Raw genomic sequence first — 14595 nt, 5'->3', positions numbered from 1 at the left:
GGCGGCCGGCGTCGAGTGCCGAGCACTGGAGCGCGGGTCATGGGCTCGGACGTGGCGACAGTCCGGTTGACAGGTCTGATCATGCGCGAGCATCGGCGCTGTCGATGTTATCGCTGACATTCCATCGGCGGGCCGATCGTGGTCGTGGGGTGACGCTGTCGCAGCCACGCGAGGATGACGCCGTCGTCACGCCACCTGCCCCGTCCGGGCCGCGCCGTCGCGTCCTCCGGCGGCGGGTGTGATCGTCGCCGCGCCCCGGCGGCGCCGGGGGCGCCGCGCAGCGGGAAGTCGGGACGGCTCGACGCTCGGGTCGGGTCGCGTCCTCTGCGGCGGTCCGCTATCGACGCGCCCGAGTCAGTGCGGCCTCCGCGTTCCGTTACGGAGCTGTTGCAGGTAGATGTCTTGACGAGGCTGGATGTGAGCGTTAACACTATCCCCGTTAACGGTGGAGGTGAACATGGAGCGTGTGGGCGGAGCTGCCGAAAGCTACGTCGTGGGTGTCGACTTCGGCACTCTCTCCGGGCGGGCCCTCGTGGTCCGGGTTCGTGACGGTGCCGAACTCGGGACCGCGGTGCACGAATACGGCGACGGGGTCATCAGCGAGACGTTGCCCGGAGGTAGACCACTGCCCCCGGACTGGGCGCTGCAAAATCCGGACGACTACCGCGACGTGCTGCGCTACGCCGTTCCCGCGGCGGTCTCCGCCGCGGGAGTGGACCCCGCCGCCGTGGTGGGCATCGGCATCGACTTCACCGCCTGCACCGTCCTACCGACGCGCGCCGACGGCACCCCGCTCTGCGAGGATCCCGAGCTGCGCGACCGGCCGCACTCGTGGGTCAAGCTGTGGAAGCACCACGCCGCGCAGCCGCACGCCGACCGGATCAACGCGCTGGCCCACGAGCGGGCGGAGCCGTGGATCGGCCGTTACGGCGGCAAGATCTCCGCTGAGTGGCAGTACGCCAAGGGTCTGCAGATCCTGGAGGAGGACCCGGAGATCTACCACCGGGCCGAGCGGTTCATCGAGGCCGCCGACTGGATCGTCTGGCAGCTCAGCGGCACCGAGACCCGCAACGTCTGCACCGCCGGCTACAAGGGCATCCTGCAGGACGGGCAGTATCCGTCCGAGAGTTTCCTGACCACGCTCAACCCCGACTTCGGCGACTTCGTGGCCAAGCTCGACGGCCCGCTGCTGCCACTCGGTGCCCGCGCCGGCACGCTCACCGCCCGCGCCTCCGCCTGGACCGGACTGCCGGAGGGGATCGCGGTAGCGGTCGGCAACGTCGACGCGCACGTCACCGCGGCCTCCGCGCAGGCCGTGCGGCCGGGTCGGCTCGTGGCCATCATGGGCACGTCCACCTGTCACGTGGTCAACGGCGAGCACCCGGCCGAGGTCGCCGGCATGTGCGGCGTGGTCGACGGCGGCATCAGCCCCGGGGCGTGGGGCTACGAGGCCGGCCAGAGCGGTGTCGGCGACATCTTCGGCTGGTTCGTCGAGCACGGCGCTCCCGCCGGGCTCGCCTCGCACGAACGCCTCACCGAGCTGGCCGCCAGCCAGCCGGTCGGCGCGCACGGCCTGGTCGCGCTGGACTGGTGGAACGGCAACCGCTCGTTGCTGGTCAACCACGACCTCAGCGGGATGGTCGTCGGGATGACCCTGGCCACCCGCCCGCAGGACATCTACCGCGCGCTGCTGGAGGCCACGGCGTACGGCACCAGGATGATCATCGACGCGTTCGTCGAGGCCGGCGTGCCGGTCAACGACCTGGTGATCGCTGGCGGTCTCACCAACAACAAGCTCCTGATGCAGATCTACGCCGACGTGACCAAGCGGCCGCTGAACATCATCGCGTCCGCGCAGGGGCCGGCGCTCGGCTCGGCGATCCACGCCGCCGTCGCCGCCGGGGCGTACCCGTCGATCCACGAGGCGTCCCAGGCGATGGGGCGGGTGCACGAGGCGGTCTACACGCCGGACCCCGAGCGGGCGCGCGCCTACGACGCGCTGTACGCCGAGTACCGGGCGCTGCACGACCACTTCGGTCGCGGCGGCAACGACGTGATGCTCCGCCTCCGGGCGATCCGCAACGCGGCGGTAGAGGCCGCCGTGGCCACGCACGAGGCCCCGCTGGAGGTCGTCGCATGAACGCAGAGCTGAACCGGCAGATCGGTGAGCTGCGCGAGACGGTTGCCCGCCTGCACAGCGAGCTGACCCGGTACAACCTGGTGGCCTGGACGTCCGGCAACGTCTCCGCGCGGGTGCCCGGCCAGGACCTCATGGTCATCAAGCCGAGCGGTGTGGGCTACGACGACCTCACGGCCGACACGATGGTGGTCTGCGACCTCGACGGGATCCTGGTCGAGGGAGACCTGACGCCGTCCAGCGACACGGCCGCCCACGCCTACGTCTACCGCGCCATGCCGGAGGTCGGCGGCGTGGTGCACACCCACAGCTCGTACGCGAGCGCCTGGGCCGCCTGCGGTGAGGCGATCCCCTGTCACCTCACCGCGCAGGCCGACGAGTTCGGCGGGGAGATCCCGCTGGGCCCGTTCGCGCTGATCGGCGGCGACGACATCGGCAAGGGCATCGTCGCCACGCTCGCCGGGCACCGCTCGCCCGCCGTGCTCATGCGCAACCACGGCGTCTTCACCATCGGCCGGGACGCCCGGGCGGCGGTCAAGGCGGCGGTCATGTGCGAGGACGTGGCCCGTACCTCGTACCTGGCGCGCACCCTCGGGCAGCCCGTGCCCATCGCGCAGGCCGACATCGACGCTCTCTACCACCGTTACCAGAACGTCTACGGCCAACAACCAGTCGCACCGGCGGGCTCCTGACCGTCTCCACACGGCCCGCCGGTCTGCTCCACCGACGCACCAGCACGCACCACCCGCGTACGCCACCTCTGCTCGTCGGCGGCTGACGCGGTCCCCACCACACCCAGCCAAGGAGATCTGATGAGAAAGATGCGAACGCAGCGCGCTATCGCGGTCCTCGCCAGTGTGCTGCTCATCGGCGGCGTGGCGGCCTGCGGCAACAGCGACACCGGCGGCGGCGGGTCCAAGGACGACGGCAAGATCACGATGGGCTTCTCCCAGGTCGGTGCCGAGAGCGGGTGGCGTACGGCGAACACCACCTCGATCAAGGAATCCGCTGCGGCGGCGGGCGTCGAGCTGAAGTTCGACGACGCGCAGCAGAAGCAGGAGAACCAGATCAAGGCCATCCGCAACTACATCCAGCAGAAGGTGGACGTCATCGCCTTCTCGCCGGTTGTGGAGTCCGGCTGGGACACCGTGCTCAAGGAGGCCAAGGACGCCGGCATCCCGGTCATCCTGACCGACCGCTCGGTCGACTCGGCCGACAAGAGCCTCTACAAGACCTTCCTCGGCTCGGACTTCGTCAAGGAGGGCAAGCTCGCGGGCGAGTGGCTGGTCGAGCAGAAGAAGGGCGCGACGGGCCCGGTCAACATCGTCGAGCTGCAGGGCAACACCGGTGCGGCACCGGCCAACGACCGCAAGAAGGGCTTCGGCGAGGCGATCGCCGCCAACCCGAACCTGAAGATCATCGCCTCTCAGCCGGGTGACTTCACCCGGGCGGGCGGCAAGCAGGTCATGGAGCAGTTCCTCAAGGCCAACCCGAAGATCGACGTGCTGTTCGCGCACAACGACGACATGGGTCTGGGCGCTCTCGAGGCCATCACCGCGGCCGGCAAGGTGCCCGGCAAGGACATCACCATCATCACGGTCGACGCCGTCAAGGACGGTATGCAGGCTCTCGCCGACGGGAAGTTCAACTTCATCGCGGAGTGCAGCCCGCTGCTCGGCCCACAGCTGATGGACCTGGCCAAGAAGGTCAAGGCGGGCGAGACGGTGCCGCCTCGGATCGAGACCGAGGAGACCACCTTCACGCAGGCGCAGGCCAAGGAGGCGCTGCCCACCCGCAAGTACTGATCGACGCGAGGGGGGTCGCCGCGCTCGCGTGGCGGCCCCGCCGTGTCGCCCCGTAAACCCGAACGGACCGGGCATGATCCGCGACGACCCGCGCCACGCCCGCCCGAGCCCCAGTGCAGGGGCCGGGCGAGCGCGGTGGGAGCGCAACGGCCCATCCGCGTCGACAACCCCCAGAAGAGGTCTGATGGGATGACGGATAGCCGTCCGGTCCTGACGATGACCGGGATCAGCAAGTCCTTCCCCGGGGTGCGTGCACTCCACGACGTCAACTTCCGACTCTTCCCCGGCGAGGTGCACGCCCTGATGGGCGAGAACGGCGCCGGGAAGTCGACCCTCATCAAGGTGCTGACCGGTGTCTACGACACCGACGAGGGCACGATCACCCTCGGCGACGAGCCGGTGTCCTTCAGTGGACCGATGCAGGCGACGGCCGCCGGGGTGAGCACCGTCTACCAGGAGGTCAATCTCTGCACCAACCTCTCGGTGGCGGAGAACATCTTCATCGGCCGTGAGCCGCGCCTGCTCGGCGCCGTGCGCTGGGGCGAGGTCCGCCGCCGCGCCCGCGCGCTGCTGTCCCGTCTCGACCTCGACCTCGACGTCAGCGCGCCGCTGGGCTCGTACTCGCTGGCGATCCAGCAGATGGTCGCGATCGCCCGCGCCATCGACATCCAGGCCCGGGTGCTGATCCTGGACGAGCCGACGTCCAGCCTCGACGCGGGTGAGGTCGCGCAGCTGTTCCGCATCATGCGGCAACTGCGCGACGAGGGCATCGCGATCCTGTTCGTGACGCACTTCCTCGACCAGGTCTACGAGATCGCGGACCGCATCACGGTGCTGCGCAACGGCGGGCTCGTCGGCGAGTACCTGACCTCCGAGCTGCCCCAACTCGGCCTCGTCGAGAAGATGATCGGCAAGGAGCTCGACGTCCTGGAGGGGATCGAGGAGCACTCGCGACGCGACCTGGCCGCGCTCGAGGAGGGCACCCCCCTGGTGGCGGTGTCGAACCTCGGCCGGGCCGGCGCTGTCGAGCCGTTCAGTCTGACCATCCACCCCGGTGAGGTGGTGGGCCTCGCGGGCCTGCTCGGCTCGGGGCGTACCGAGGTGGCACGGTTGTTCTTCGGGGCCGACCGGGCCGACGGCGGGCAGGTCGCGATCGACGGCACGGCCGGCAGTCTGCGTACCCCCGCGCAGGCCATCGACCAGGGCGTCGGCTTCTGTTCGGAGAACCGCCGCGCCGAGGGCATCGTCCCGGACCTGTCGGTCCGCGAGAACATCATCCTCGCCATGCAGGCCGCCCGTGGCTGGCTGCGGCCGATACCGCGCCGCCGCCAGGACGAACTGGTCGACAAGTACGTCAAGGCGCTCAACATCCGTCCGGCGGACCCGGAGGTGCCGGTACGCAACCTCTCCGGCGGCAACCAGCAGAAGGTCCTCCTCGCCCGGTGGCTGATCACCGAGCCCCGGCTGCTGATCCTGGACGAGCCGACCCGGGGCATCGACATCGGCGCGAAGACGGAGATCCAGCGGCTCGTGGCGCAACTCTCCGACGGCGGGATGGCGGTGCTGTTCATCTCGGCCGAGTTGGAGGAGGTGTTGCGCCTCAGCCACAAGGTGGCCGTCATGCGGGACCGGCAGATGGTCGCGCAGCTCGCCAACAACGAGGGTCTCGACGCGGAGCGCATCATGCAGACGATCGCGAGTGGATCCCAGCGGGAGGAGGCGGACCGATGAACGACACCACGAGCCGGTACCGAACGATGATCGGTCACCGGCTGTTCTGGCCCGTCGCCGTGCTGGTCGTCATGCTCGCGGCGAACACGATCTACCGCCCCGGGTTCCTGTCCATCGAGCTCAAGGACGGGCACCTGTACGGCACGCCGATCGACATCCTGCGGCTGAGCGCGCCACTGATCCTGGTGGCGCTGGGCATGACGCTGGTGATCTCGACCGGAGGCATCGACCTGTCGGTCGGCTCCCTCTGCGCCATCAGCGGCGCGGTCGCCTGCATGTACATCAGCAAGCAGCCCGACCAGAACAGCCTCGGCGTGGTGCTGACCGCGCTCGCGATGGCGTTCGGGCTCTCGCTGGTGCTCGGCGCCTGGAACGGGGTGCTGGTGGCCGTGATCGGTATCCAGCCGATCATCGCCACCCTGATCCTGATGGTGGCCGGTCGTGGCCTCGCCCAGCTCATCACGCAGGGTCAGATCATCACCATCAACTCGGGGCCGTTCCGGGCCATCGGGTTGGGTCACCTGCTCACCCTGCCGCTGGCCATCTTCATCGCGCTCGCCGCCGCCCTGCTCGTCGCCGCGTTCACCCGTCGCACCGCCCTCGGCATGATCGTCGAGTCGGTGGGCGGCAACGCCGAGGCGAGCCGGCTGGCGGGCATCCGCTCCAACCGTGTCATCTTCCTCGTGTACGTCCTCAGCGCCGCCTGCGCGGCGATCGCCGGGTTCATGATGACGGCCAACGTGTCGAGCGCCGACGGCAACGCCGTCGGCCTCTGGGTCGAGCTGGACGCCATCCTCGCGGTCGTCATCGGCGGTACGTCCCTCGCCGGCGGCCGGTTCTACCTCAGCGGCACCATCCTCGGCGCGCTGATCATCCAGACACTGACCACCACGGTGTACGCGATGAACATCTCGCCGCAGACGTCGCTGCTGTTCAAAGCGGTGGTCGTCATCGCCGTCTGCCTCATCCAGGCGCCGGCCTTCCGAGCCCGGTTCAGCCGGCGCCGGAAGAGCACCCCACCGCCGCGCCCCGTCGCCGACAAGCCGAAGGAGCAGGTGCCGGCATGACCACCGGATCGCTCACCGCCCCCCGCCGCACCCGGTTCCGGCTGCCCCGGCGACAGGTGCCGGTGCTGGCCACGCTCGCCCTGCTGCTGGTCATGTACGGCATCGGCGTGTCCCAGTACACGGCGTTCTCGAACGTGCAGGTCATCTTCAACGTCTTCATCGACAACGGCTTCCTGCTCGTCGTCGCGGTGGGCATGACCTTCGTGATCCTCACCGGTGGCATCGACCTGTCGGTCGGGTCCGTCGTCGCGATGACGGCGATGGTGTCGGCGGACCTGTTGAACAAGGGTCTGCCGGCGGGGCTCGTGCTCGTCGTCGCGTTGCTCATCGGCCCGACGCTCGGCCTGTTGATGGGCTGCGTCATCCACTTCTTCGAGATCCAGCCGTTCATCGTCACGCTCGCCGGGATGTTCTTCGCCCGAGGCATGTGCACGTTCATCTCGGACTCGTCCATCCCGATCACGGACGGTTTCTGGACCAGGATGTCGCAGGAGCGGATCGGTGATCCCCGGGGGAACTTCGTCTCGATCAGCGTGCTGATCGCCTTCGCCGTTGTGCTCGTCGCCGCGTACGTGCTGGCCTACACCCGGCTGGGACGCAACGTGTACGCGATCGGCGGCAATCCGCAGTCGGCGCTGCTGATGGGCCTGCCGCTGGGGCGGACCCGGATCGCCGTCTACACGATCAGCGGGCTCTGCTCGGCGATCGGCGGCATCCTGCTGTCCTTCTACACTCTCTCCGGCGCGCCGCTGATCGCCGTCGGCATGGAACTGGACGTCATCGCCGCCGTCGTCATCGGCGGCACCGTGCTCACCGGCGGCGCCGGATACATTTTCGGCACGGTGCTCGGCGTGCTGGTCCTGGGCGTGATCCAGACTCTCATCACGTTCGACGGCAGCCTGAACTCCTGGTGGACCAAGATCGTGATCGGCGGCCTGCTCTTCGCGTTCATCCTCCTGCAGCGACTCATCGGAATCCGTTACAAGTGACCGCCCCTCTCGCGGAAGGCAACCCCATGGCACCACACCCCGAACCCGAGATCTGGTTCCTCACCGGCAGCCAAGGCATGTACGGCGAGGAGACGCTCCGGCAGGTAGCCGAGCAGTCCCGCCAGATCGCGGCCACGCTCGACGACTCGCCGCAGATTCCCGCCCGGGTGGTCTGGAAGCCCGTCCTGACCAACAGCGGTGAGATCCTGCGGGTCTGCCGGGAGGCCGCCGCCCAGGGCGCGATCGGGGTCATCGCGTGGATGCACACGTTCTCGCCGGCGAAGATGTGGATCGCCGGACTGGACGCTCTGCAGACGCCGCTGCTGCACCTGCACACCCAGGCGAACGTCCTGCTGCCGTGGGACGACATCGACATGGACTTCATGAACCTGAACCAGGCCGCGCACGGCGACCGTGAGTTCGGGTACATCCAGACCCGCCTCGGTGTGGCCCGCAAGACGGTCGCCGGGCACGTCAGCGACCCGCGGGTGACCGCCCGGGTCGGCGCCTGGGCCCGCGCGGCGACCGGTTGGTCGGCGATGCGGTCGCTGCGGCTGGCCCGTTTCGGCGACAACATGCGCGACGTCGCGGTGACCGAGGGTGACAAGGTCGAGGCGGAGCTGCGCTTCGGCGTGTCGGTCAACACCTACGGCGTCAACGACCTGGTCGAGGTGGTCGGCGAGGTCGCCGACGCCGACGTGGACGAGCTGGTCAAGGAGTACGGCGACAGCTACCGCGTGGGTGCCGAGCTGCTTCCCGGGGGTGAGCGGCACGACTCGCTGCGCTACGCCGCCCGCCTGGAGCTGGGTATGCGCGCGTTCCTGGACGCCGGTGGGTTCCGGGCGTTCACCACGAACTTCGAGGACCTCGGCGGTCTGCGTCAGCTCCCCGGCATCGCCGTGCAACGGCTGATGGCCGACGGGTACGGCTTCGGCGGCGAGGGCGACTGGAAGACGTCGGTCCTGGTGCACACCATCAAGGCGATGTCCGTGGGTGTCCAGGGCGGTACCTCGTTCATGGAGGACTACACCTACGACCTCACCCCGGGCCAGGAGCTGGTCCTCGGCGCCCACATGCTCGAGGTCTGTCCGACCATCGCGTCCGACGTGCCCAACGTCGAGATCCACCCGCTGAGCATCGGTGGGCGGGAGGATCCGGTACGGCTCGTGTTCGACGCCGCGCCCGGTCCGGCGGTGGTGCTGGGGCTGGCCGACATGGGGGAGCGGTTCCGACTCGTGGCCAACGAGATCGACGTCGTGCCGCCGCCGCAGCCGCTACGCCGACTGCCGGTGGCCCGTGCCGTCTGGCGGCCGCGACCGGACCTGCCGGTCTCCGCCGAGTCCTGGATCACCGCCGGAGCGCCGCACCACACCGTGCTGTCGCAGGCGGTGGGCACCGAGGAGCTGCACGACCTGGCGGAGATGAGCCGGACCGAGCTCGTCGTCATCGACGCCGACACCAATGCGCGCCGCTTCGCGGACGAGATCCGGTGGAACCAGGCCTACTACCGGTTGGCCCGCGGCTTCTGAGCGGCGGCCGAAGCGTCCGGTGAAACGGGTGGTCCACCCCTGCCTGCGGGCCGGGGTGGACCACCCGTTCGTGCCTCCGCACCGGCTCTGCCACGCGTCCTAGCAGGCCCGCGAGCCGATCGTGTTACGCCTTGACTAAGAGCATGTTATCGCTCACAGTCTATAACCAAGGTGGTCGATGTCATTGCCTGGTCCGGCCGTGCGTCCGTCCTAACCCCTCGTCTTCGGCATCGTGCTGCCGCGGCGCTCGGGAAGTGCTGTTAGCGATCACATGGCCGGGCATGGTCAGTTCGGTGCCCCGCCCGGTGCCGCGGACGACGGCCCAGACCGCACGGTTCGCGTCAGCAGAGGAGGATCATGCTTTCCATCGGTCGGGTTCCCCGGGGTGCGCCACGCCGGCGCAGTTGGCTGTCGAGAGTCGCCATCGCGGCGACGGCGCTGGTGGTCGGTGGCGCGGCGGCGGCGGTGGCCGCGGCGCCCGCATCGGCGGCCACGGTCGACACCAGCGCGTGGTACGTCCTGGTGAACCGCAACAGTGGCAAGGCATTGGACGTGTACAACTCGGCCACGAACGACGGTGCGCGGATCACGCAGTGGACGCGTAACAACGGCAACCAGCAGCAGTGGCAGTTCGTGGACTCCGGCAGTGGCTACTACCGGGTCAAGTCGCGCTTGTCGGGCAAGGTGTTGGACGTTTCCGGCCGCTCGACCGCCAATGGTGGGGCGATCGTGCAGTGGTCCGACAACAGCGGGACCAACCAGCAGTTCCGGCTCGCCGACTCGGACGGCGGCTACGTCCGGCTGATCAACCGCAACAGCAACAAGGTCATGGAAGTCCAGAGCGCCTCGACCGCCGACGGCGGCAACATCGTGCAGTACGACGACTGGAACGGCACCAACCAGCAGTGGCAGCTCGTCCGCGTCGACGGCGGGGGCAACCCCACCACGCCGCCCCCCACCACGCCACCCCCGACGACACCGCCCCCGTCGAGCGGCACGTACTCGAACCCCGTGGTGTGGCAGGACTTCGCCGACGTCGACATCATCCGGGTGGACGACGTCTACTACATGTCGGCCTCCACCATGCACTACTCGCCGGGCGCTCCGGTGCTGCGCTCGTACGACCTGGTGAACTGGGAGTACGCCGGGCACTCCGTACCGCGCCTGGAGTTCGGCTCGAAGTACGACATGAGCGGTGGTAACGCGTACGTCGACGGGATCTGGGCCTCGACGTTGAACTACCGGCCGAGCAACCGCACGTACTACTGGGCCGGGTGCATCGACTTCTCGCAGACGCACATCTACACCGCGTCCGCCGTCGACGGCACCTGGAGCAAGCACACCACCATCCCGAACTGCTACTACGACGCCGGCATGCTGATCGACGACAACGACACCATGTACGTGGCGTACGGCAACACCACGATCAGCGTCGCCCAGCTGTCCGCCGACGGGAAGTCCCAGGTACGCGCCCAGCAGGTGTACCAGACCCCGTCGAGCATCGGCACCCTGGAGGGCGCGCGGTTCTACAAGCGCAACGGGGCCTACTACATCTGGCTCACCCGACCGGCCAACGGCCAGTACGTGCTGAAGTCGACCAACGGCCCGTTCGGCCCGTACGAGCAGCGTCAGGTGCTGCTCAACCTGCCCGGCCCGATCTCCGGCGGCGGTGTTCCGCACCAGGGTGGCCTCGTGCAGACCCAGAACGGCGACTGGTACTACATGTCGTTCGTCGACGCGTACCCCGGTGGTCGGATGCCGGCCATGGCACCGATCACCTGGACCAGCGACGGCTGGCCGGTGCTGCAGACCGTCAACGGCGCGTGGGGCAGCTCCTACCCGAAGCCGAACCTGCCCACACCGCCGCGTGCGGTGAAGCCGCTGACGGGCACCGACACGTTCGCCGGCACCACGCTCGGCCCGCAGTGGGAATGGAACCACAACCCGGACAACAGCAGGTGGTCGGTCAACAACGGGCTCAACCTGCAGACGGCCACGGTGACCGGTGACCTCTACGCGGCGCGCAACACGCTGACACACCGCATCCAGGGCCCCACCTCCACCGCCACCATCGAGCTGGACTACTCGACGATGCGCGACGGTGACCGCACCGGTCTGGCAGTGCTGCGCAACTCGTCCGCCTGGATCGGCATCAAGCGGGACAACGGATCCACCCGTCTGGTGATGCAGAACGGTCTCACGATGGACGGCAACTGGAACACCACCAGCACCGGCAGCGAGGCGGCGAGCACCGCCATCTCCGGTGGCCGGATCTGGTTGCGCGCCAACGCCGACATCAGACCGGGCTCGGGTCGACAGGCACGCTTCTCGTACAGCACGGACGGCGTCAACTTCACGTCGTTCGGCAACGCCCTGACGTTGGCGAACAACTGGCAGTTCTTCATGGGCTACCGGTTCGCCATCTTCAACCACGCCACCCAGGCGCTCGGTGGCGCGGTCACCGTCCGCCGCTTCGACCTGACCACACCGTGACGCCGGTCACACGACGAGTTATCTGACCGCGTCGCGACCGCACCACCAGCGCCGCCGGATCGGACCCGCCGCCGCCCTGTTCCACGCTCTGTCCAGGAGCTTGGAGCGGGGCGGCGGCTCGTTGCGGCCGTCGCCGGTCGAGGTGTCCGCGTGAACGGCGGGAGAGACCGCCGGCGCCACCTGGCACGCGCCGCGTTGTTCGCGTTCCGCCGTACCGTGTTGGAGGGGGCGGCTGGCGTAGACTGTCGGCGATCCAGCGCTGGTCACCTGCGATTCAGCACCGGCGTGGTGGCTGAGCGAGGGGGATCGGGCCGGGCCGCTCCAGTCGACGTCGACGGGCCGCGGGTCGGGTGAAGGCGGGGGGAGTGAAATGGCCGTGCACGGTCCCGCGATGACGGATGTCGCTCGTCTGGCCGGTGTCTCCCATCAGACGGTGTCGAGGGTGCTCAACGGGCATCCCAACGTGCGTGAGCAGACCCGGTTGCGGGTGCGGGCGGCGATCGCCGAGCTCGGCTACCGCCCGAATGGTGCCGCGCGCGCCCTGGTGACCGGCCGGTCCCAGGTCATCGGCGTGGTCGCACAGAACACCACCCTCTACGGTCCGGCGTCGCTGCTGGCCGCTCTGGAGCAGACCGCCGCTGCGGAGGGCTTCGCGGTCAGCGTCGGCAGCGTACGGGACCTGGACCACCGTTCCATCTCGGCCGCTGTCGAGCGGCATCTGGCGCACCGGGTCGCCGGCATCGTGGTCATCGCGCCGGTCGAGTCGGCCGGCGAGGCGTTGGAGCGGCTGCCCAAGGACGTTCCACTGGTGACGGTCGACGGCGACCCCCACCGTCCGGTGCCGTTGGTGACTGTCGACCAGGTGGCGGGCGCGCGGGCCGTGACGCAGCATCTCCTCGACGCGGGGCACCGCACCGTCTGGCACGTGTCGGGGCCGTCGGACTGGTTCGACAGCGCCGGTCGTATCGAGGGCTGGCGGGAGGCGCTGCTGGCCGCGGGGATCGTCCCACCACCCCTGATGCACGGGGACTGGTCGGCGGCCTCGGGCTACCGGTGCGGGCAGATGCTCGCTCGGATGCCGGAGGTGACCGCGATCTTCACGGCGAACGACCACCTCGCCCTGGGCGTGCTGCGGGCGCTGCACGAGTTCGGGCGGAAGGTGCCCGCCGAGATCAGCGTCGTCGGGTTCGACGACGTGCCGGAGGCGGCGTACTTCATCCCGCCGCTGACGACCGTGCGACCGGACTTCGACGCCGTCGCGCGGGCGAGCCTGCAGATGCTGCTGACCCAGATCGTGTCCGGCAACGGTGGCGGCGCCCTGCGCCAGACGATCGCCCCGACTCTGGTCGCGCGCGACAGCGTCGCCCCGCCGCGCGGCTGACGCCACGGACACCATCGATGCCTCGTGACCTGCGGCCCCCGATCAACCGTCCCCGAGGGTTGCGCGTGGTCGTGTGGGTGGAGAAGTCTCCGTTACGAGACCGTGACACCGGTATTTCGGATCAAGTGTTGACGTGCTCTATGTGAGCGCTAACACTACCCGAAAGATGACAGGTGGCCCCGGCGGTCGGCGGGGGGAATCGGGAGAGGAGAAGCCCGTGAGCAGGAAATTCCTGGTTGCTCTCGGTAGCGCGGCGCTGGCGCTGAGCCTGGCGGCGTGCAGTGGTGGAGGTGCCGGCAGCGGCGGCGACACCAGCGACAAGAAGCCGGGGGACCTGACGATCGGCGTCTCGATGCCGACGCAGACGTCGGAGCGCTGGATCGCCGACGGCAACGCGGTGAAGTCGAAGCTGGAGTCCAAGGGCTACAAGGTCGACCTGCAGTACGCGGGCGACGACATCCCGACCCAGTCGCAGCAGGTTGACCAGATGATCACCCAGGGCGCGGACGTCCTGGTCATCGCCGCCATCGACGGTACGGCGCTCAGCAGCCAGCTGCAGGCCGCCGCCGCCGCGAAGATCCCGGTCATCTCGTACGACCGGCTGATCCGTGGCAGCAAGGACGTAGCCTTCTACGTCAGCTTCGACAACTACAAGGTCGGCGTCGCGCAGGGCACCGCGCTCCTGGTCGGTCTCGGCCTGCTGAACAAGGACGGCTCGAAGGGCACGGCCAAGGGCCCGTTCAACGTCGAGCTGTTCGCCGGCTCGCTGGACGACAACAACACGCAGTACTTCTTCGGCGGCGCGATGGACACCCTCAAGCCGTTCATCGAGGCGGGCACGCTGAAGGTGAAGTCGAAGCAGACCACCAAGGAGCAGGTGGCCATCCTGCGCTGGCAGCAGGAGACCGCGCAGAAGCGCATGGAGGACCTGCTGACGTCCAGCTACAACGACGGCTCGGTCGTCGACGGGGTCCTGTCGCCGTACGACGGCATCTCCCGGGGCATCATCACCGCCCTGCAGAACGCGGGCTACGGCGGTGCGGGCAAGAAGAAGATGCCGGTCGTGACCGGTCAGGACGCCGAGATCGCCTCGATCAAGCTGATCAACGACGGCGTGCAGAGCTCGACCGTCTTCAAGGACACCCGCCTGCTGGCCGACCAGGCCGCCAACGCGGCGGAGGCGTTCCTGCAGGACAAGCAGCCGCAGGCGAACGACACCGAGACGTACAACAACGGCGTCAAGGTCGTCCCGTCCTACCTGCTGCCGATCGCGACCGTCTACAAGGACGACATCAAGGCGACGCTGATCGACTCCGGCTACTGGACGGCGGAAGAGGTCGCCGCCGGTCAGGCCAAGAAGTAGGTCACCTCGTCGGGCTCGGCGGGCGACCGCCGAGCCTGGGCGGCGGTTCCAGCCCGAGCGCCCGCACCGACCGGTCCGCGTACGGACCGATGTAGAGGCC

At 69.0% G+C, this 14595-nt stretch carries 10 protein-coding genes; all 10 read left to right on the top strand.

Annotated elements, in window-relative coordinates; genetic code table 11:
• The first annotated feature begins 457 nt into the window (after nt 1-457).
• The 10 genes from araB (at nt 458) to chvE (ending at nt 14495) form a co-directional block, all read left to right on the top strand.
• Nucleotides 458-2140, top strand: coding sequence for a ribulokinase (gene araB, locus ABZU91_RS30690; RefSeq protein ID WP_355248115.1), 1683 nt, complete (start codon nt 458-460; stop codon nt 2138-2140).
• The gene (locus tag ABZU91_RS30685; protein ID WP_355248112.1) at nt 2137-2829 is read left to right on the top strand and encodes an L-ribulose-5-phosphate 4-epimerase; all 693 of its coding nucleotides are present in this window, start codon (nt 2137-2139) and stop codon (nt 2827-2829) included. The genes araB and ABZU91_RS30685 overlap by 4 nt, the downstream gene beginning before the upstream one ends.
• Nucleotides 2830-2949: 120 nt before the next feature.
• Complete coding sequence (locus ABZU91_RS30680) at nt 2950-3942, top strand: ABC transporter substrate-binding protein (RefSeq protein ID WP_355248109.1); 993 nt, start codon at nt 2950-2952, stop codon at nt 3940-3942.
• A 189-nt stretch (nt 3943-4131) separates the two neighbouring features.
• On the top strand, nt 4132-5673 hold the full coding sequence (locus tag ABZU91_RS30675; RefSeq protein ID WP_355248106.1) for a sugar ABC transporter ATP-binding protein: 1542 nt from the start codon (nt 4132-4134) through the stop codon (nt 5671-5673).
• Nucleotides 5670-6740 (top strand): ABC transporter permease, encoded by a 1071-nt coding sequence (locus tag ABZU91_RS30670; RefSeq protein WP_355248104.1) that lies wholly within the window; start codon nt 5670-5672, stop codon nt 6738-6740. Before ABZU91_RS30675 ends, ABZU91_RS30670 begins: the two co-directional genes overlap by 4 nt.
• Entirely contained in the window at nt 6737-7729 is a 993-nt protein-coding gene (gene yjfF / locus ABZU91_RS30665) for a galactofuranose ABC transporter, permease protein YjfF (protein ID WP_355248101.1), read from the top strand. The genes ABZU91_RS30670 and yjfF overlap by 4 nt, the downstream gene beginning before the upstream one ends.
• 26 nt (nt 7730-7755) lie before the next feature.
• Complete coding sequence (gene araA, locus ABZU91_RS30660) at nt 7756-9258, top strand: L-arabinose isomerase (RefSeq protein WP_355248098.1); 1503 nt, start codon at nt 7756-7758, stop codon at nt 9256-9258.
• Nucleotides 9259-9615: 357 nt separating this feature from the next.
• Complete coding sequence (locus ABZU91_RS30655; protein ID WP_355248096.1) at nt 9616-11751, top strand: family 43 glycosylhydrolase; 2136 nt, start codon at nt 9616-9618, stop codon at nt 11749-11751.
• Nucleotides 11752-12142: 391 nt separating this feature from the next.
• Nucleotides 12143-13132, top strand: a complete 990-nt coding sequence (locus ABZU91_RS30650; protein WP_355248093.1) for a LacI family DNA-binding transcriptional regulator — start codon at nt 12143-12145, stop codon at nt 13130-13132.
• A gap of 217 nt (nt 13133-13349) precedes the next feature.
• Complete coding sequence (gene chvE / locus ABZU91_RS30645; RefSeq protein WP_355248090.1) at nt 13350-14495, top strand: multiple monosaccharide ABC transporter substrate-binding protein; 1146 nt, start codon at nt 13350-13352, stop codon at nt 14493-14495.
• Nucleotides 14496-14595 lie beyond the last annotated feature (100 nt).

This window comes from Micromonospora sp. NPDC005174 (assembly GCF_040608495.1).
Taxonomy (GTDB): Bacteria; Actinomycetota; Actinomycetes; order Mycobacteriales; family Micromonosporaceae; genus Micromonospora.
This window is presented reverse-complemented; position numbering and strand designations above follow the sequence as displayed.

Coding starts and splice junctions, on each gene's coding strand:
- ABZU91_RS30670 (WP_355248104.1), top strand. CDS start 5,670: ATGAACGACACCACGAGCCGGTACCGAACGATGATCGGTCACCGGCTG.
- ABZU91_RS30650 (WP_355248093.1), top strand. CDS start 12,143: ATGACGGATGTCGCTCGTCTGGCCGGTGTCTCCCATCAGACGGTGTCG.
- ABZU91_RS30675 (WP_355248106.1), top strand. CDS start 4,132: ATGACGGATAGCCGTCCGGTCCTGACGATGACCGGGATCAGCAAGTCC.
- ABZU91_RS30680 (WP_355248109.1), top strand. CDS start 2,950: ATGAGAAAGATGCGAACGCAGCGCGCTATCGCGGTCCTCGCCAGTGTG.
- ABZU91_RS30655 (WP_355248096.1), top strand. CDS start 9,616: ATGCTTTCCATCGGTCGGGTTCCCCGGGGTGCGCCACGCCGGCGCAGT.
- araB (WP_355248115.1), top strand. CDS start 458: ATGGAGCGTGTGGGCGGAGCTGCCGAAAGCTACGTCGTGGGTGTCGAC.
- ABZU91_RS30685 (WP_355248112.1), top strand. CDS start 2,137: ATGAACGCAGAGCTGAACCGGCAGATCGGTGAGCTGCGCGAGACGGTT.
- yjfF (WP_355248101.1), top strand. CDS start 6,737: ATGACCACCGGATCGCTCACCGCCCCCCGCCGCACCCGGTTCCGGCTG.
- araA (WP_355248098.1), top strand. CDS start 7,756: ATGGCACCACACCCCGAACCCGAGATCTGGTTCCTCACCGGCAGCCAA.